The following is a 17,405-nucleotide window of genomic DNA, read 5'->3' on the forward strand; positions in this document are numbered from 1 at the left end:
GTGCGGAGGTTGATAACCATGGTTCCTTTGCTGCTCGTCCTTCTGCTCGCCCTGGTCCTCTTCGGCGCCGGCTTCGCCCTGAAGGCCCTGTGGTGGATCGCCATCGTCGTCCTCGTGCTGTGGTTGCTCGGCTTCGTCGTGCGACCCGCGGGCAGCGGCGGCCGCAGGGGGCGCTGGTACCGCTGGTGACGGCGGTCGGCTCCACGACGGCCGTCCCCCAGCAGCGCGGACGTACGCCCGGCCCGGTGCCGGGCGTTCGTCGTCTCCGGGGGCCAAAAAGGTAAAGGGATCGTATGGTCTAGTCCAAAGAATCATCTGGTCCAGACCAATCCATTGACGTGCTCTCAACAGGGTCAGGAAGCTGGGGCCCACTTCCCCACCCCACCCTGGAGGCAGTCAGTGAGACGTCTTCGCGCATGTCTGGGCGCGGCCGCCGCCGTCGGGCTCGCCGCCGTCGGCACCACCGCGCTGGTCGCGGGCAACGCCTCGGGCGCGACCAGCGCGGCGAGCGCGCTGAGCAACCGCTGGTACGCCGCGGCGCCGTACCTGATGCCGCTCGACAACGACCCGCCGGACGCGGGCGCCATCATGGACGCCAGCGGCCTGAAGGCGTTCCAGCTCGCCTTCATCCTGGCGCCCAACGGCGGCGGCTGCTCCCCCACCTGGGACGGCACGGCCGCGGTCTCCTCCGACACCGCCGTGAAGTCGGTGATCGACGGCATCCGCGCCAAGGGCGGCGACGTCTCCGTCTCCATCGGCGGCTACGGCGGCACCAAGCTCGGCCAGGCGTGCTCGGACGCGGCGGCCACGGCGGCGGCGTACCAGCAGGTCATCACCAAGTACGGCCTGCACGCCATCGACTTCGACCTGGAGGAGCCGGAGTACGAGAACACGGCCGCCATCAGGAACGAGATCGGCGCCGCCAAGATCCTCCAGCAGAACAACCCCGGCCTGTACGTCTCCGTCACCACGGCGGGGACGGCCGACGGCACCGGCTGGTTCGGCAAGCAGATGCTGCTGGAGGCGAAGGCGCAGGGGTTCACCCCGAACAACTTCTCCATCATGCCGTTCGACGGCGGTTTCAACGGCGCGGCCTCGCAGACCAGCGCGCTGACCAAGTTCAACCAGGTGCTGCAGTCCACGTTCGGCTGGGACGAGGCGACCGCCTACGCCCACGAGGGCTTCAGCGGGATGAACGGCCGCAGCGACACCGGCGAGATGTTCAGCCAGGCCGACTTCCAGACCGTGCTGGACTACGCCACCAGCCACAACATGGACCGCTTCACGTTCTGGTCGCTCAACCGCGACCGCCAGTGCACCCCGGCCGACAACGGCGGCCGTACGTCCGGCACCTGCTCCAGCGTCCCGCAGAGCTCCTGGGACTTCGCCAAGTACTCGGTGAAGTTCGCCGGGGTCACGCCGCCCACCACACCGCCCACCACACCGCCGACCACGCCGCCCACCACTCCGCCGCCGAGCCCGGGCACCCAGTGCAAGGCGGCCTGGAGCGCGAGCACGGCGTACACCGGGGGCAGCGAGGTCTCGTACAACAAGCACAACTGGAAGGCCAAGTGGTGGACCCAGAACGAGACCCCCGGGGCCTCCCAGTGGGGCGCCTGGCAGGACGAGGGCGCCTGCTGACGTCCGTCCGGAGCACCCGAGCGGGCTCCCGTCAGCCCTGAGGACCGTCCGGGCCGGGCCGGGCCACCACCGTGAGGAGGTCGTCCTGCCCGGCCAGGGTCTCCAGGGACAGGGTGCGGTAGCCGGCCTGGTCGAACAGGACGGTGATGCGGTCGCCGTCCTCGCTGAGCACGGTGCCCTCACCCCACCTGCCGTGCCGCACCTGGGCTCCGACCGGGTAGCGGGCGGCGGCGGGGTGGGCGGGCCGCGCGGCCCCGGCGGTTCCTCCCGCGCCGTCCCGGCACCGGTCGCAGTTCCCGCACGGCGGTTCGCAGCTCTCGCCGAAGTAGCCGAGCAGGAAGTGCCGGCGGCAGCCGGTCGTCTCGGCGTACGCCCGGGCCATGTCGACCCGGGACCGGTCGGTCACGCGATGCGCCTCGGCCGTCCGCGCCGCCTCGTCCACCGCCTCGTCCGGTGGTGTGTCCGGGTCGGGACGCACCTCGCCCCGCTCGCCCGTGGTGACGCCGCCGGCCTCCTCCAGCAGGTTCACGGCCGCGGTCACCCGGGGCCGGGACAGACCGGTGTCCTCGCGCAGTTCCGCCAGGTCGGCGGGGTCGTCCCGGTGCTCGTGAACGGCGTCCGCGACCTCGCTCAGTGTGTCCCGGCCGGCCGTGCGGGAGGCGAAGTACGCCCGCATTCCGGTGTCCTCGGGCCGGTAGTGCAGGACCGCCAGCGCGGGCCGTCCGTCCCGGCCGCAGCGGCCGATCTCCTGGTAGTAGGCGTCGAGCGAACCGGGCAGCGCGGCGTGCAGCACGAACCGCACGTCCTCCTTGTCGATGCCCATGCCGAAGGCCGAGGTGGCCACCACGACGTCCGCACGCCCGGACTGGAAGGCGTCGTGGATCCGTCTGCGGTCGGCGGCGCGCAGTCCCGCGTGGTAGGCCTCGGCGGCGAACCCGAGTGCGGCGAGCTCCGCCGCGTAGTGCTCGGTGTCCTTCCGGGTCGACGCGTAGACCAGGCCGGGTTTCGGCTCGGCGGCGGCCCGCTCGACCAGGGCGCGGCGCCGGTCGTCCTCGTCCTGGAAGCGCCGCACCTCCAGGGTGATGTTGGGCCGGTCGAACCCGGTCACCAGCACCTTCGGCCGCCGCATGCCGAGCCGTTCGGTGATCTCCCGGCGCACCGGAGGGGCCGCGGTGGCCGTCAGCGCCAGCAGCGGCGGGCGGCCCAGACGGCGCACGGCCTGTTCAAGGCGCAGGTAGTCGGGCCGGAAGTCGTGGCCCCAGGAGGAGACGCACTGCGCCTCGTCCACCACGAACAGGGCGGGCCGTGCCTCGGCCAGCCGCTCCACGACCTCGTCCTTGGCCAGTTGCTCGGGGGCGAGGTACAGGAAGCGGACGGAGCCCTGGGCCACCTCCTGCCAGGCGGCCTGTTCCTCGGCCGAGGTGAGCGCGGAGTTCAGCGCCACGGCGCCCGGCGCCCGCTCGCCCGTCGGCAGCCCGCCGATCTGGTCGCGCTGGAGGGCCAGCAGCGGCGAGACCACCACGACCGGCCCGGTCAGCAGCAGCGCGGGAACCTGGAAGACGGCCGACTTCCCGGACCCGGTCGGCATCACCACCAAGGCGTCGCTGCCGTCCAGCACCCACTCCATGGCCGTGAGCTGCTCGGGCCGCAGGGTGTCCCAGCCGAACACCTCGGCGGCCGTCTCGCGCAGCCGCTCGGCGCGCGTCCGCGGCCGGTCCGGTGTTCCCGTGCTGTCCATGCCCGGCTCCTCACGGGTTCCCGGGGCGGGTACCTCAGGGTTTTCTGGCGACGGTGAGCAGGGCCGCAGGGTCCTCGACGGCCTCCAGGCCGTGCCTGGCCCGCTCCACGACGAGCAGGTCCCCCGCCACGCCCTCCCGAAACGTCCCGCCGCTGTGCAGCCGGACCCGGCCGCGCGGCACCAGCACCGTGGCCTCACCGGGATGATCGTGCTCGGCGAGCGAGGCGCCGGCCCGCAGGGTGATGAGGGTCTGCCGCGGGACGTGTTCGTGACCGCCGTAGACGGTCTCCGCCCTGCGGCCGGTCGGGGCCGACGTCGCGCGTTCCAGGTGCTCGCGGACGCGCGCGTCGAGGGAGGTCTTCCGGATGGCTTCGCTCCTGTCGGCGGACGGGGACGGGCGGCGGCGGGCGTCGCGGGGGGCGCTGTCCGGGGCCGGACGGGTACCGGTCGACGCGGGACGGGCGGCGGCGTCCGGGCCGGCCCGCGTCAGTAGCGGACGCCGATGCGGCGCCAGCGGCGTCCGCTGGTGCCCGGCTCGGTGGGATGGGCGGCGACGCGGCGGCGGTAGAGGACGTAGGGCCGCCACAGGTACCACAGCGGAACGCTCCAGGCGTGCACGAGCCGGGTGAAGGGCCACACGGCGAGGATGGCCCAGGCGGCGGTGGCGTGGACCCGGTAGATCAGCGGTGCGTGGGAGATCGCCGCGACGTCGGGGTTCCCGGCGAACAGGCCGCGGAACCAGAGGGACACGCTCTGCCGGTAGTCGTAGCCCGTGCCGAACAGGTTGATGCCCATGGTCGGGATGATGCCCAGCACGATCACGATCGCCAGCAGGATCAGCGCGAGCCAGTCGACGGGGCTGGTGGTGGCGCGCACGCGGGGCACCGTCGTGCGCCGGAAGGCCAGTACGGCGACTCCGGCGATCACGGCGAGCGCGGCGACGGTGCCGCCGACGGAGGAGAACCAGCGGTAGGTGTTCTCGGGGATGCCGAGCCACCGGGTGAACGACGCGGGGATCAGGATGCCCAGCACATGTCCGGCGATGGCCGCGAAGGTGCCGTAGTGGAACAGCGGCCCGCCCCACTTGAGCAGGCGTCTCTCCTGCAGTTGCGTGGAGCGGCTGGTCCAGCCGAACTGGTCGTAGCGCCAGCGCCAGACGTGGCCGACGGCGAAGGCGGCGAGGGCGAGGTAGGGCAGGATGACCCACCACCACAGGTCCCAGGAGTTCATCGGTCCTCTTCGGTCGACGTCGCTGCCGGCGCCATGTGGGCGGACGCCATGGACGCGGGCGGGGCGAAGGGATCCAGGCCCACCTGTTCGCGCGGGGGCCCGTCGGCGGCCAGGCGCTGCCAGGCGTCGCGTTCCCGGTGGCCGGGCCGGGGCAGGCGTCCGCACACCGCCTCCAGCACCGGCGTGTACGGGTCGGAGCGCTCGGCGAGCGCCCGCCGCAGCAGTTCGAGCCCCGCCCGGCACTGCATCAGGGCGCGCCGGCCGGGCTCCGGGGCGAGCGCGGCGAACTCCAGCATCAGCGGCAGGAAGTCCGGCAGCTCCCCGTCCGGCGGTTCCTGCCCGGCCCGTCGGTAGAGGTGCTTCAGGGCGAGCAGCGCCATGCCGCGGGCCCGGGTGTCGCCGTGCCGGTAGTAGGTCAGGTGCAGACAGCGGCGGCGGCTGTGGTCGAAGGTGGCCACGTACCGCTCGGCGGCCTCGGCCGCGGTCAGCCCGCGCAGGTGCTCGGTGACGGCGGCGAGCCGGGCCCGGTCACGGGCGTCGGTGACGGCCGGGAGCACCGCGACCACGTCGTCGAGGCAGCCGAGCGTCTCGGGGTCCGGATAGCGCAGCAGGACGGCTGCGACGCGGTGCAGGAGGGGGGTGTCGGCGGACCGGCGCGGGCTCACCGGGCCTCTCCGTCCGCTCCGAAGAGACCCGGAGCCGGGCCGCTGCCGTTCCAGCCGAGGAGGTTGAAGCGGACTCGTCCGTCGCCGTCGCGGAACTGGCTGCCGCCGCCCGGCGCCGTCAGACCGGGCAGCGCGGGCGGCGGCAGCGGGCCGAGCCGTTCCTCGTCATGGGCGCCGGGGTCGCCGGCCCCGCCCGGGTGGTCCAGGGAGCAGTGCTGGGCCTGGAGGGCGCCGGATCCCTCGGCGTGCACCTTGGGGATGACATAGCGTTCGTCGTACTTGGCGACGGCGAGCAGCCGGTAGAGGTCCTCGACGCCGGCGGCGGTGGTGCCGGCGTCGCGCAGCAGGTCCTCGTCGGCCGGGTCGCCGAGCTGCTTGGCCCGCATGTGGGCGCGCATCGCGGTCAGTTTCCGCAGCACCCCCTCCACCACGGCGGTGTCCCCGGCGGTGAACAGGTTCGCCAGGTACTCCATGGGGATGCGCAGCGCGTCGATGGCGGCGAAGATCCGGTCGGGGTCGTCGTCGTGGTAGCCGGTGGCGTGCACGGCGTCGGCGACCGGGGAGAGCGGCGGCACGTACCAGACCATGGGCATGGTGCGGTACTCCGGGTGCAGGGGCAGCGCCACCCGGTGCCGCTTGACGAGGGCGTACACGGGCGAGCGCCGGGCGGCCTCGATCCAGTCGTGGGCGACGCCGTCGCGTTCGGCCGCCTCCCGCACCGCCGGGTCCTCCGGGTCGAGGAAGACCGACAGCTGGGCCTCGTAGAGGTCCTTGTCGTCCCTGACGGAGGCGGCTTGGAGGACGGCGTCGGCGTCGTAGAGCATCACGCCCAGGTGGCGGAGCCGGCCGACGCAGGTCTCGGAGCAGATGGTGGGCTGTCCGGCCTCGATGCGGGGGTAGCAGAAGGTGCACTTCTCGGCCTTGCCGGTGCGGTGGTTGAAGTAGACCTTCTTGTAGGGGCAGCCGGAGACGCAGAACCGCCAGCCGCGGCAGCGGTCCTGGTCCACCAGGACGATGCCGTCCTCCACGCGCTTGTACATCGCGCCCGACGGGCAGGAGGCCACGCACGACGGGTTGAGGCAGTGCTCGCAGATGCGCGGCAGATAGAACATGAACGTGTGCTCGAACTCCATCCGCACCCGTTCGGCCATGCCCTTGAGGTTCGGGTCGGCGGCGGCGTACCCGGCGGCGCCGGCGAGGTCGTCGTCCCAGTTGGGGCCGTGGACCGGCCGCATGTCCCGGCCGGTCAGCTGCGACTTGGGGCGGGTGCTGGCGAAGGAGTCCGACAGCGGCGCGGTGGTCAGGCTCCGGTAGTCGTACGTCCACGGCTCGTAGAAGTCGTCGAGCGAGGGCAGTTCGGGGTTGTAGAAGAGGGTGAGCAGCTTGCGCGCCCGGCCGCCCGCTTTGAGCTTCAGCCTGCCCCGGCGGTCCAGGGTCCAGCCGCCCTTCCACTTCTCCTGGTCCTCGTAGCGGCGCGGGTACCCGGCGCCGGGTTTGGTCTCGACGTTGTTGAACCAGACGTACTCGGCTCCCGGCCGGTTGGTCCAGGTCTGTTTGCAGGTGACCGAGCAGGTGTGGCAGCCGATGCACTTGTCGAGGTTCATCACCATGGCCACCTGGGCCATCACCCGTCCGACGGCGGGTTCGCCGCGGGGCCGGGCAGTGGGTCCGCCAGTCATCTGAAGTCGACCTCCTGTGCGCGGCGGCGGATGACGGTGATCTCGTCCCGCTGGTTCCCGGTGGGACCGATGTAGTTGAAGCCGTAGGTGAACTGGGCGTAGCCGCCGATCAGATGGGTGGGCTTGATGAACAGCCGGGTCAGGGAGTTGTCCCCGCCGCCGTGCAGTCCGGAGGTCTCGGTGCGCGGCACGTTCAGGTGCCGGTCCATGGTGTGGTACATGAACACGGTGCCCTCGGGCATGCGGTGGGTGACCACGGCCCGGCAGGCGACCACGCCGTTGCGGTTGTACGCCTCGATCCAGTCGTTGTCGGCGACCCCGATCCGCTCGGCGTCCAGGGGGCTCATCCAGATGCCCGGACCGCCGCGGAAGAGGGTGAGCATGTGCAGGTTCTCCTGGTACTCGGAGTGGATGGACCACTTCGAGTGCGGGGTCAGGTAGCGCACCACGAGCTCCGGGTGTCCCGTCGGGCCGCGGGTGGGGTCGCCGACGTGGGCGAGCATGTTCAACGGAGGCCGGTAGACGGGCAGTTGCTCGCCGAACTCGGCCATCCAGTCGTGGTCGAGGAAGAAGTGCTGGCGGCCGGTGAGGGTGTGCCAGGGTTTGAGCCGCTCCACGTTGACCGTGAACGGCGAGTAACGGCGGCCGCCGGACTCGGTGCCGGACCACTCGGCCGAGGTGATCACGGCGCGCGGCTGGGTGCGGGTGTCCTCGAAGGTGATGCGGTCGCCGGAGCGTTCCTCGGCGAGGTCGGCGAGCGGGACCCCGGTGCGCTCCTCCAGCGCGCGCAGCGACCGCACGGCCAGCCGCCCGTTGGTGGTGCCGGACAGTGCGAGGATCGCCTCGCAGAACTGGTCGTCGCGGGCGATGGAGGGCCGCCCGTCGGCGACGCCGCCGCGCACCGTGCCGTTGCGGGAGCGCAGGTAGGCGATCTCCTCGTCCGGTTTCCAGGTGACTCCCTTGGTGGAGGTGCCCAGGGTCTCCAGCAGGGGTCCCACGGCGGCCATCTTCTCGGCGACCTTGGTGTAGTCGCGCTCGATCACGGTCAGCCGGGGCATGGTGGCGCCGGGGACGGGTTCGCACTCGCCGGCCCTCCAGTCCCGTACCCGGCCGTGCGGCTGGGCCAGTTCGTCCGGGGTGTCGTGGGCGAGCGGGGCCGCGACGACGTCCCGGCGCACTCCGAGGTGGGTCTCGGCCAGGCGGGAGAACTCGGCGGCGACGGTGTGGAAGATGTCGAAGTCGCTGCGGGTCTGCCAGGGCGGTGCGATGGCCGGGCTGAAGGCGTGCACGAAGGGGTGCATGTCGGTGGAGGACAGGTCGTGCTTCTCGTACCAGGTGGCGGCGGGCAGCACCACGTCGGAGAACAGGCAGGTGCTGGTCATCCGGAAGTCGACGGCCACCGACAGGTCGAGTTTGCCGACCGGCGCCCGCTCGCGCCAGGTGACGTCCCTGGGGCGCAGCCCGGGCGGGGTCTCCTCGGCCGTCATCGCGTCGTCGGTGCCCAGCAGGTGCCGGAGCATGTACTCGTGGCCCTTCATCGAGGACGCGAAGAGGTTCGCGCGCCAGATGAGCAGCACCCGGGGGAAGTTGGCCGGGTCGTCGGGGTCCTCGGCGGCGAACCGCAGCCGGCCGGCCTTGAGTTCGTCGACGACGTGGTCGGCGACCTCCTTGCCGGCCCGCTGGGCGTCGTCGCACACGTCCAGCGGGTTGCGGTCGAACGCCGGGTGGGAGGGCATCCAGCCCAGGCGCGCGGCGAGCGCGTTGCAGTCCGGCAGGGTGCGGCCCGCCGGCCGGCCCCGGCCGACCGGGCTGGTGAGCACGTCGGCGGGGAACGCCTCGTAGCGCCACTGGTCGGTGGCCAGCCAGAACAGCGGGGTGCCCACCATGTGCCGGGTGGGGCGCTGCCAGTCCATGCCGAAGGCGAGGTGGAACCAGCCGGTGAGCGGGCGCACCTTCTCCTGGCCGACGTAGTGCGCCCAGCCGCCGCCGTTGACGCCCTGGCTGCCGGTCAGCATCACCAGCGACAGGAACGCCCGGTAGATCTGGTCGGAGTGGAACCAGTGGTTGGTGCCGGCGCCCATCGCGATCATGGACCGGCCGCCGGTGCGCTCGGCGTTGCGCGCGAACTCCCGGGCCACCCGGGCGGCGGCCTCGGCCGGCACCGAGGTCAGGGCCTCCTGCCAGGCCGGGGTGCAGGGCACGCTCGCGTCGTCGTACCCGGTGGGCCACTCGCCGGGCAGGCCCTCGCGCGCCACCGCGTACTGGGCGAGGACCAGGTCGTACACCGTCGTCACCAGGTGGCGGCCGATCCGGGTCGCCGGCACCCCGCGCCGCACCACGCCGCCGGACTCCCCAGGCCCGGTGTCGAAGCGCGGCAGGTCCACCGCCACCGCCTCGCCGCCCGGCCGGGCGTGCAGGGAGAGCAGCGGGTCGACGCCGTCGAGCCGCAGGTTCCAGCGGGGCTCGCCCTCCCGGGACGTCCAGCGGAAGCCGAGCGAGCCGTTGGGCACGACCGGTTCGCCGGTGTCCGCGTCCAGCAGCACGGTCTTGAACTCGGCCGCCTCCTCGTCGCCCCGGCCGGGCAGGTCGGCGGCGGTGAGGAACTTGTCGGGCACGTACGCCCCGGCCGCCCCCTCGCGCTCGCGCAGCCGGACCAGGAACGGCAGGTCGGTGTAGGTCTTGGCGTACTCGGTGAAGCGGGGCACCGGCCGGTCGCGGTGGAACTCGGTGAGGATCACGTGCCCCATGGCCATGGCGAGCGCGCCGTCGGTGCCGGGGGCCGCCGCGAGCCAGTCGTCGGCGAACTTGGTGTGGTCCCCGTAGTCCGGGGAGACCACCACGACCTTCTGCCCCCGGTAGCGGGCCTCGGTCATGAAGTGGGCGTCGGGGGTGCGGGTGATCGGCAGGTTGGTGCCCCACACGATCAGGTAGCCGGCGTTCCACCAGTCGCCGGACTCCGGTACGTCGGTCTGGTCGCCGAACACCTGCGGCGAGGCCATCGGCAGGTCGGCGTACCAGTCGTAGAACGAGGAGATCGTCCCGCCGATCATCGACAGGTAGCGGGTGCCCGCCGCGTACGAGGCCATCGACATCGCCGGGATCGGCGAGAAGCCGACGATGCGGTCGGGCCCGTACCGCTTGACCGTGTGCACCTGCGCAGCCGCCACCAGCTCGGTGACCTCCTGCCAGGTGCAGCGCACGAAGCCGCCCTTGCCGCGGGCGCGTTTGTACGTGGCGCACCGCTCGGGGTCGGAGGTCAGCCACTCCCACGCGTCGACGGGGTCGGCGGTCCGGGCGCGGGCCCGCCGCCACAGCTCCAGCAGGGGTGCGCGGACATAGGGGTAGCGGATCCGGGTGGGCGAGTAGGTGTACCAGGAGAACGACGCGCCCCGCGGGCAGCCCCGGGGCTCGTACTCGGGCGAGTCGGGACCCACGGTCGGATAGTCGGTCGCCTGAGTCTCCCAGGTGATGATGCCGTCCTTGACGAACACCCGCCAGGAGCAGGAGCCCGTGCAGTTCACCCCGTGGGTGGAGCGCACCTCCCGGTCGTGCCGCCATCTCTCCCGGTAGAACTCCTCCGCCGCCCGTCCTCCGTCCCGGTACAGGATCCGCCGGTCGGGCGACTGCTCCCCGGGGAAGAAGTACTGCGCCGAACGCATCAGTCGCTCGAGCGCCTCACCAGAGCGGTCGGTGCTCACACCCTCGCCTTTCTTGCGCCATGACGCGTCCGACCCGCCGGGCCGCATACGGTGGAAGGGGCCCGCGGGACCGCGGAACAGCCGGTCCCCCCGGCCTCGCGGGGCGGGGACGGAACCGGCCATGGCCAGTCTTCGCCGCCCGCCACCGTCGCCGCAAGCGGCCGATCGCGCGAACGCGAATCGGCCGGGCCCGGTCGCGGGGCCGGGGGCCTGCCGGCAGGGCGCGCGAAACGCGCGAAACGATCGGGCCCGGTCGTGAGGCCGAGGGCCTGCCGGCGGGGGACGACGGCCGGGCCGGGGGCCGGCGTCCCGTGGCGGGCGTAGGTTGTCCGTGCCGGGGCACTGGGGCGGTGGGACCGGTTCGGTCCTGGCGGGAGGTGCTGGCATGGCGGACGAACCGCGGCGGCCGGAACCGGAGGCGGCGGCCGAGGAGAGCGGGGCCTTCGCGGAGCTCAGCGCACAGGTCCGGCACCTGGCCTTCGGCCAACGCCGGCTCCGCCGACTGCTGGACGCGGTGGTGGCCATCAGCGCCGACATGGACACCCGGACCGTGCTCCAGCACATCGTGGACGCGGGCACCGACCTCGTCGCCGCCCGCTACGGCGCCCTGGGGGTGCTCGGGGAGGGCGGCGACTTCGTCGACCTGCTCACCGTCGGTGTGGACGCGGAGCGGCTCCTGGCCGCCTCCGGCCTGCCGCAGAGCCACGGCCTGCTGGGCACCCTGATCACGGAGCGCAGGCCCCTGCGGGTCGACGACATCGGGGCGGACCCCCGCTCGGTGGGCTTCCCGCCCGACCACCCGGTGATGAAGACGCTGCTCGGAGTGCCCCTGACGGTGCGCGGCACGGTCTACGGCAACCTCTACCTGGCCGACAAGCTGGACGGCACCTCGTTCAGCGACGACGACGAGGCGCTGCTGGCCGCGCTGGCCAGCGCCGCGAGCGTCAGCATCGAGAACACCCGCCTGTACGAACACCTCAAGCGGACCGCCGAGCAGTTCCAGCGCCGGCTGCTGCCCGTCCTGCCCGATCTGGGCCCCCTGCGGGTGGCGGCCCGCTACCAGCCGGCGTCCGAGGTGCCCCGGCTGGGCGGGGACTGGTACGACGCCATGGTCCTGCCGGACGGGGCGGTCTTCGTGGTCGTCGGCGACGTCACCGGGCACGATGTCGAGGCGGCGCCGATGATGGGGCAGATCCGCAACATGCTGCGGGCCCTGGCGTGCGACCGGGGCGGGCCGCCGAGCCTGATCGTGCGGAAGCTGGACCGCGTGCTGGCCCGGTTCGGCGACCCCACGGCGGCCACGCTGGTGGCGGCCCGGATCGAGGGCGGGCCGGACGCCGGGTACACGGTGCACTGGACCAACGCCGGGCATCCGCCGCCGCTGCTGCTCATGGCCGACGGGGCGGTGCACCGGCTGGCTCCGGAGCCGCACGGCATCCCCGTCGGCGTCGATCCGGCGCTGCCCCGCCCCGACCACCGCCACCCGCTGCCCGCGGGAAGCACCCTGCTGATGTTCACCGACGGCCTGATCGAACGCCGCCGGCAGGACATCGACGTCGGGTTGCGGGACCTGGCCGAGCGCGCCTCCGGGCTCTCCGCGGCCCCGCTGCGCCGGCTGTGCGACACGCTGGTCGACGGGGAGCCCGTGTACGACGACGACGTGGCCCTGCTGGCGCTGCGGGTGCCGTCGGACGGGGCGGCGGCGTAGCCGGCTCGCCCGGCTCCCGGAGCGGTCGCCGTCGGGCCCGGTCGGCGGACCGCCGGTCCTCGGGCCCGGTTCCGACCGGCCTGCGCCCCGGTCCCGGCGGGCCGGCCGCTCCCCCGGCTCAGCCGTCCGAGCGCTTGCCGTCGCCGAGCCACTCGGCCAGGACGGCGGCCTGGCTGTGGTCCACGTCCTTGGTCGCGGTCAGCAGCGTGAGCCGGTCGTGGGCGGCGAGGTCGCGCAGCCGGCCGGCCGCCTCCCGGTGCCCGGCGTCGCGCAGCTCGGCGAGGTAGCGCCGGCGGAACTCGGCGAACCGGCCGGGCTCGTGGCCGTACCAGCGGCGCAGGTCGCTGGAGGGGGCGACGTCGCGCAGCCACTCGTCCAGGTGGGCGTCCTCCTTGCGCATCCCGCGCGGCCAGACCCGGTCGACGAGCACGCGCTTGCCGTCCTGCGGCGAGGTGTCCTCGTAGACGCGGCGGTAGGTGATCTGCTTGGCCATGAGGGTGCCTTCCGTGTCGTTCGGACGGGAACGGGCGGTGCGACGGGCCGCGTCCGCCCTGTCGCGGCCCTAGGACGGACAGCCGGGGTCCGGGTCCCCGGAGTCCGGTCTGTCGCCGGCGTCGGCGTGCGGCGGCGGGTCGAAGTGGACGGTGATCTTCTGGAAGCCCTTGAAGGACTCCGTGGCCGCGTAGGAACGGTAGGCCCGCTGGTCGCCGGCGGTCAGGTGGACGCGGTCGGTGAACGGGCTGAGCAGGCTGCGGGGCCACAGCCGCATGCACCGCACCGCGCTGATCTCCGCCGTGAAGACGTACACCAGCGCCCCCAGGTAGATCCACGCCAGCAGGCCGAGCACGATGCCGAACAGGCCGTACGTCGCGGTGGCGCCGTGCAGCACGTGGTCGACGTAGTACGTGCCGCCCCACAGCAGCCCCTGCCAGGCGCACGCCGCGCCCAGCGCCGGGCCGTACATCACCCGCAGCGGCAGCCGGCGCCGGGTCAGCAGCCGGTAGCTGCCGACCAGCAGCGCGGCGTACAGCAGGACGCCCAGCAGCCCGGCGGCGACGCGCACACCGACCTGGAGCCGGGCGCCGAACAGCCCCGACGCCCACTCCGCGGCGGTGGACAGGGCCGTGGCCACGCACAGGCCGAGCGCGAGCAGGGTCAGGAACTTCAGGCCCCGCCAGCGCGAGTGGAACGGATCGGGGCGGGCGTGCCTGGGCACCGCGAAGATCTTGTTCAGGGCGTGCTGGGCGGCCTGCGCCACGTTGAGCGCGCCGTAGGCGCTGCCGACCACGCCCACCGCGACGGCGACGGCGCTGCCGTGGAAGGAGTGGATGTTGCTGCCTATCTGATCCCCGATCACCGGGAACTCGCTCAGGGCCGAGTGCAGCACCGCCTGTTGCAGGTGCGGGCTGCTGCTCAGCACGGCGCTGAGGACCGCGACGAGGAACAGCAGCAGGGGGAAGAGCGCCAGGAACCCGTAGTACGTCAGCAGCGCGGCCAGGTACGCGGCCTGGTCGTCGTAGAACTTGTAGACCACGGCCAGCGGCAGCCCCGCCCAGCGATGCCGCCGCTGGTAGGCATCCAGTCGGGCCAGCACGTCCATGCGCTCTCCCACACCGTCGGCCGTGGCTCCGCTCACCCCGGCCGCCACCGGTTCCAGGTGCCCTGGCCAGGCGGTTCCATGCGGGACGGCGGGTGCCGGTCGCGGCTGCCGGGGCGGTTGGGCACGGTGTGCGCGGTTACTCCGTCCCCATGGACACCAACGAGGACAGCAGGCCGCTCGCCCTGGTGACCGGGGCTTCCGGCGGGATCGGATACGAGCTGGCCCGGCAGTTCGCCGAGCACGGGTACGACCTCCTGGTCAACGCCGAGGACGACCGTCTCGACCACGCCGCGCAGCGGCTGCGGGAGACCGGCGCGGAGGTGCGGGCGGTGCGGGCGGACCTCGGGGACCCGGCGGGGGTGGACCACCTGGTGGCCGCCACGACGGGGCTGGAGGTGGACGTGGCCGTGCTCAACGCGGGCGTGGGCCGGGGTGGCGCCTTCGTCGACACCGACCTGGCCGACGACCTCTGCGTGATCGACCTGAACGTCACCTCGACGGTCCGGCTCGCCAAGCCGCTGCTGCGGGACATGGCGGCCCGGGGCGCGGGCAGCCTGGTGTTCACGTCCTCCGTCGCCGCCGCCATGCCGGGCCCCTTCCAGTCGGTCTACAACGCCTCGAAGTCCTTCGTGCAGTCCTTCGCGCAGGCGTTGCAGGACGAGGTGAAGGACACCGGGGTGGCCGTCACCGTGTTCATGCCCGGACCGACCGACACGGACTTCTTCCGGCGGGCCGGGATGACCGACACCAGGATCGGCAGCGGGGCCAAGGACGACCCGGCGCAGGTCGCCGAGCAGGCCTACGAGGCGGTGGCGAAGGGCCGGAAGAAGGTGGTCACCGGCTCGCTGAGGACGAAGGCGCAGGGCGCCGCCGCCAAGGTGCTGCCCGACAGCGCCAAGGCCGCCGCGCACCGCAGGATGGCCGAGCCGGGGACGGCCGGCGACGAGGAGCGGGAGTAGGCGCGCGTCCCCGGGACCCGGCCCGGCGCCCGGCCGGGTCCCGGGGACGCGCGTGCCCGGCGCCCGGCCGGCGCGCGCGGGCGTACGCCCCCGCGCTCAGCGTTTCGGCCGGTGTCCGGCGGGCGGTTCCGGGTCCCGGTCCGAGGCCGGCCAGACGTACGGCAGGTCGTCCGGCACGCCCGGGAACAGCGGGGCGTACCGGTCCGGGTCCTTGCGCACCAGTGCCGAGCGGTGGCTGAGGTGCAGCGCCTCGTCGCCGAGCCAGGGCGGCAGCTCGCCCGCGGCCGCCAGTTCCTCCTGGCCGCGCACAGCGGCGCCGGGACGGTGGGCGGCGAGGTCGGCGACGAGCGTGGCCGCGCAGCTGTCCTGGTGGCCGTGGTCCCGCCAGACCCGGCAGACGTCCAGTCCGTACCGCACCAGCGCCTCCTCGTAACCGGCCCACATGCGCACCGCCGGATGCCGGCGCCATCCGTAGCCGGGCACGGTCAGGCCGCGCAGCACCTGCAACGCCTCCACCCGCTGCTTGCCCAGCCGGCGGCTGTCGAGCACCAGCGCGGACTCGGTGAAGCCCGGATACGGCAGGAAGGTCTGCATGGGGTCCGTCCGTGGTGGGTCGAAGGGGCGCGAGGAGGTCCGGGGCGGCCCCGTACCCGGGGCCGGCCGGCTCTCACCGGGGTCGTTCCCGAAGGGCCGGCCGGGGTCCCGCTCGAAGGCGCCGCCGGGGGCCGCGTCAGGGGGCCGGCCCGGGTCCCCTCGGGCAGTCTTCCGTCTTCCCGCCGGCGCGCGCCCGGTGTTGCGCCGCCCGGCCCAACCCACTGGACCCAAGGGGTGCGGGGCGCGTGAGCGGTGTGCCGGCGGTGGAAGGGATGGCGCACACGCGAACCCGAGGAGTCCGGATGCCCGATGCCGTGGCCGAGGACGGCGTTGACCGCGCCGCCGCCGAGGACGGCGCCCGCCCCGCCGGCCGTGGCCCGGCGGGCTTCGAGCAGCTGAGCGCGGTGGCCGACGCCGTCCTGTACGAGGGCTACCTGCTCTACCCCTATCGCCGCTCCTCGCCCAAGAACCGGGTCCGGTGGCAGTTCGGGGTGCTGCTGCCCCGCGACTGGGTTGAGCGGGACGGCCCGGTCGTGCCCGGCGTCTCCGGCTCCGCCGACTCCTGGTACCAGCGGACCGAGTGCCTGCTGCGGATCCGCCGGCCCGACGCCGTCCTGCGGGTGCGGGTGCGCTGTCTGCAGATGCAGCACAAGCAGGTCGAGGAGGCGGGACCGGACGGCGGCCACCGCCCCGTGGGGTCGCTGCGGACGGCCGACGGCGCCACGCACCTCACCTTCGACGAGGCGGTGCCGTGCGAGACCGGCCTCACCGTGGCCCTGGACGACCTGCTCCGGCGGGAGCACACCGCGCCGGCCGGCGCGCCGGCCGGGACGGAGACCGACCCGTTGCCCTCGGGCGCCGGCCGGGTGGTACGGCGACGGGAGGAGATCCGGGCGAGCACGACGCTCACGGCCGAACCCCTCGCGGAGAACCTGGTCCGGCTGCGGGTGCGCACCGAGAACACGGGGCGGGCGGCGGACCCCGGCGTCCCGCGCGAGGAGGCGCTGCGCCGGGCGCTCATCGCGACGCACACGCTCGTCGGCGGCGAGGGCGTGGAGTTCGTGTCGCTGACCGACCCGCCCGCCGAGCTGGCGGAACAGGCGGGCCGGTGCCGCAACGAGTTCACCTTCCCGGTCCTCGGCGGCGAACCGCCGGCCGGCGAAGCCTTCGGGCCGTGGGCGTCCGGCCAAGGCACCGGGCCGGCGCTGCTCTCCTCGCCGATCATCCTGCCCGACCATCCGCGGATCGCTCCGGAGAGCCCCGGCGATCTGCACGACGCCGGGGAGATCGACGAGATCCTCACGCTGCGCACGATGCTCCTGACCGACGAGGAGAAGGCCGAGGCCCGCGCCACCGACCCGCGTGCCGCCGAGATCCTCGACCGGGTCGACAGCATGCCCCCGGAGGTCTTCGCCCGCCTGCACGGCGCCATCCGCTCGCTGGCCCCGGCCGACGGCGCCGCCGGGCCGGCGGCCGCCGGCGCCGGACGGCCCGCCTGGTGGCAGGAGGGCGGCGACGACGGTCTGTCCCCGACGACCGACACGGTGCCGGTGGCCGGTGTGCGCGTGGGCGGCGGCAGCCGGGTCCGGCTGCGGCCCCGGGCCCGCGGCGGCGACGTCCAGGACATGTTCCTCGCCGGACGCACCGCCCGGGTCGCCGCCGTCTTCCACGACGTGGACGGCAGCGTGCACCTCGCCGTCACCCTCGACGACGACCCGGCGGCCGAACTGCACACCTGGTACGGCCGCTTCCACTACTTCCGGCCCGACGAGCTGGAGCCGCTCGACGGACCCGAGCCCGCGGCGTCCGCTCCCTGACGGATGCCGCGCGCAGCGCGCACCACCCCCACCCACGGAACACGCACAGCGAGGGACAGCAACCCAGATGACCGCA

The 17,405-nt window shown here is 73.7% G+C and carries 14 protein-coding genes; 5 read left to right on the plus strand and 9 right to left on the minus strand.

From position 1 onward, the window contains the following. The first annotated feature begins 18 nt into the window (after positions 1 to 18). Positions 19 to 189: a hydrophobic protein gene (locus ACF061_RS36975; protein ID WP_392271408.1), complete on the plus strand. Its 171-nt coding sequence runs from the start codon at positions 19 to 21 to the stop codon at positions 187 to 189. Between the two features lie 210 nt (positions 190 to 399). Next, positions 400 to 1,641 (plus strand): carbohydrate-binding protein, encoded by a 1,242-nt coding sequence (locus tag ACF061_RS36980; protein ID WP_392271409.1) that lies wholly within the window; start codon positions 400 to 402, stop codon positions 1,639 to 1,641. Between the two features lie 31 nt (positions 1,642 to 1,672). On the opposite strand, the gene ACF061_RS36985 is transcribed toward ACF061_RS36980, so the two are convergent. From ACF061_RS36985 to ACF061_RS37010, 6 genes are all read right to left on the minus strand, one after another. Beyond that, positions 1,673 to 3,379 (minus strand): RecQ family ATP-dependent DNA helicase, encoded by a 1,707-nt coding sequence (locus ACF061_RS36985; protein ID WP_392271410.1) that lies wholly within the window; start codon positions 3,377 to 3,379, stop codon positions 1,673 to 1,675. A 34-nt stretch (positions 3,380 to 3,413) separates the two neighbouring features. Beyond that, positions 3,414 to 3,746, minus strand: a complete 333-nt coding sequence (locus ACF061_RS36990; protein ID WP_392271421.1) for a LuxR family transcriptional regulator — start codon at positions 3,744 to 3,746, stop codon at positions 3,414 to 3,416. A 119-nt stretch (positions 3,747 to 3,865) separates the two neighbouring features. Further along, positions 3,866 to 4,609 carry a respiratory nitrate reductase subunit gamma gene (narI, locus tag ACF061_RS36995; RefSeq protein WP_392271411.1) on the minus strand — a complete coding sequence of 248 codons (744 nt, stop codon included), beginning with the start codon at positions 4,607 to 4,609 and terminating at the stop codon, positions 3,866 to 3,868. Further along, a complete protein-coding gene (narJ, locus tag ACF061_RS37000; protein WP_392271412.1) occupies positions 4,606 to 5,274 on the minus strand; it encodes a nitrate reductase molybdenum cofactor assembly chaperone in 669 nt (222 codons plus the stop codon). Before narJ ends, narI begins: the two co-directional genes overlap by 4 nt. After that, positions 5,271 to 6,953 (minus strand): nitrate reductase subunit beta, encoded by a 1,683-nt coding sequence (gene narH / locus ACF061_RS37005; protein ID WP_392271413.1) that lies wholly within the window; start codon positions 6,951 to 6,953, stop codon positions 5,271 to 5,273. Before narH ends, narJ begins: the two co-directional genes overlap by 4 nt. Next, positions 6,950 to 10,612, minus strand: coding sequence for a nitrate reductase subunit alpha (locus ACF061_RS37010; RefSeq protein WP_392271422.1), 3,663 nt, complete (start codon positions 10,610 to 10,612; stop codon positions 6,950 to 6,952). The genes narH and ACF061_RS37010 overlap by 4 nt, the downstream gene beginning before the upstream one ends. Positions 10,613 to 11,036: 424 nt before the next feature. On the opposite strand from ACF061_RS37010, the gene ACF061_RS37015 reads away from it, so the two are divergent. Next, positions 11,037 to 12,359, plus strand: coding sequence for a PP2C family protein-serine/threonine phosphatase (locus ACF061_RS37015; protein WP_392271414.1), 1,323 nt, complete (start codon positions 11,037 to 11,039; stop codon positions 12,357 to 12,359). A gap of 118 nt (positions 12,360 to 12,477) precedes the next feature. Here ACF061_RS37015 and ACF061_RS37020 read toward each other — a convergent pair whose 3' ends face one another. Both ACF061_RS37020 and ACF061_RS37025 read right to left on the minus strand, forming a co-directional pair. Beyond that, positions 12,478 to 12,852: a DUF488 domain-containing protein gene (locus ACF061_RS37020; protein WP_392271415.1), complete on the minus strand. Its 375-nt coding sequence runs from the start codon at positions 12,850 to 12,852 to the stop codon at positions 12,478 to 12,480. A gap of 69 nt (positions 12,853 to 12,921) precedes the next feature. Then, a complete protein-coding gene (locus tag ACF061_RS37025; RefSeq protein WP_392271416.1) occupies positions 12,922 to 13,995 on the minus strand; it encodes a YihY/virulence factor BrkB family protein in 1,074 nt (357 codons plus the stop codon). Positions 13,996 to 14,108: 113 nt separating this feature from the next. On the opposite strand from ACF061_RS37025, the gene ACF061_RS37030 reads away from it, so the two are divergent. Next, positions 14,109 to 14,918 (plus strand): SDR family NAD(P)-dependent oxidoreductase, encoded by an 810-nt coding sequence (locus tag ACF061_RS37030; RefSeq protein ID WP_392271417.1) that lies wholly within the window; start codon positions 14,109 to 14,111, stop codon positions 14,916 to 14,918. A 96-nt stretch (positions 14,919 to 15,014) separates the two neighbouring features. On the opposite strand, the gene ACF061_RS37035 is transcribed toward ACF061_RS37030, so the two are convergent. After that, the gene (locus ACF061_RS37035) at positions 15,015 to 15,512 is read right to left on the minus strand and encodes an MSMEG_6728 family protein (RefSeq protein WP_392271418.1); all 498 of its coding nucleotides are present in this window, start codon (positions 15,510 to 15,512) and stop codon (positions 15,015 to 15,017) included. A 302-nt stretch (positions 15,513 to 15,814) separates the two neighbouring features. On the opposite strand from ACF061_RS37035, the gene ACF061_RS37040 reads away from it, so the two are divergent. Beyond that, positions 15,815 to 17,329: a hypothetical protein gene (locus ACF061_RS37040; RefSeq protein ID WP_392271419.1), complete on the plus strand. Its 1,515-nt coding sequence runs from the start codon at positions 15,815 to 15,817 to the stop codon at positions 17,327 to 17,329. Positions 17,330 to 17,405 lie beyond the last annotated feature (76 nt).

It is taken from the genome of Streptomyces sp. NPDC015220, from assembly GCF_043079345.1.
In the GTDB taxonomy this organism is placed as follows: domain Bacteria; phylum Actinomycetota; class Actinomycetes; order Streptomycetales; family Streptomycetaceae; genus Streptomyces.

Coding starts and splice junctions, on each gene's coding strand:
- ACF061_RS37030 (WP_392271417.1), top strand. CDS start 14,109: ATGGACACCAACGAGGACAGCAGGCCGCTCGCCCTGGTGACCGGGGCT.
- narI (WP_392271411.1), bottom strand. CDS start 4,609: ATGAACTCCTGGGACCTGTGGTGGTGGGTCATCCTGCCCTACCTCGCC.
- ACF061_RS36985 (WP_392271410.1), bottom strand. CDS start 3,379: ATGGACAGCACGGGAACACCGGACCGGCCGCGGACGCGCGCCGAGCGG.
- narH (WP_392271413.1), bottom strand. CDS start 6,953: ATGACTGGCGGACCCACTGCCCGGCCCCGCGGCGAACCCGCCGTCGGA.
- ACF061_RS37035 (WP_392271418.1), bottom strand. CDS start 15,512: ATGCAGACCTTCCTGCCGTATCCGGGCTTCACCGAGTCCGCGCTGGTG.
- ACF061_RS37015 (WP_392271414.1), top strand. CDS start 11,037: ATGGCGGACGAACCGCGGCGGCCGGAACCGGAGGCGGCGGCCGAGGAG.
- ACF061_RS36975 (WP_392271408.1), top strand. CDS start 19: ATGGTTCCTTTGCTGCTCGTCCTTCTGCTCGCCCTGGTCCTCTTCGGC.
- ACF061_RS37010 (WP_392271422.1), bottom strand. CDS start 10,612: ATGCGTTCGGCGCAGTACTTCTTCCCCGGGGAGCAGTCGCCCGACCGG.
- ACF061_RS37040 (WP_392271419.1), top strand. CDS start 15,815: ATGCCCGATGCCGTGGCCGAGGACGGCGTTGACCGCGCCGCCGCCGAG.
- ACF061_RS37020 (WP_392271415.1), bottom strand. CDS start 12,852: ATGGCCAAGCAGATCACCTACCGCCGCGTCTACGAGGACACCTCGCCG.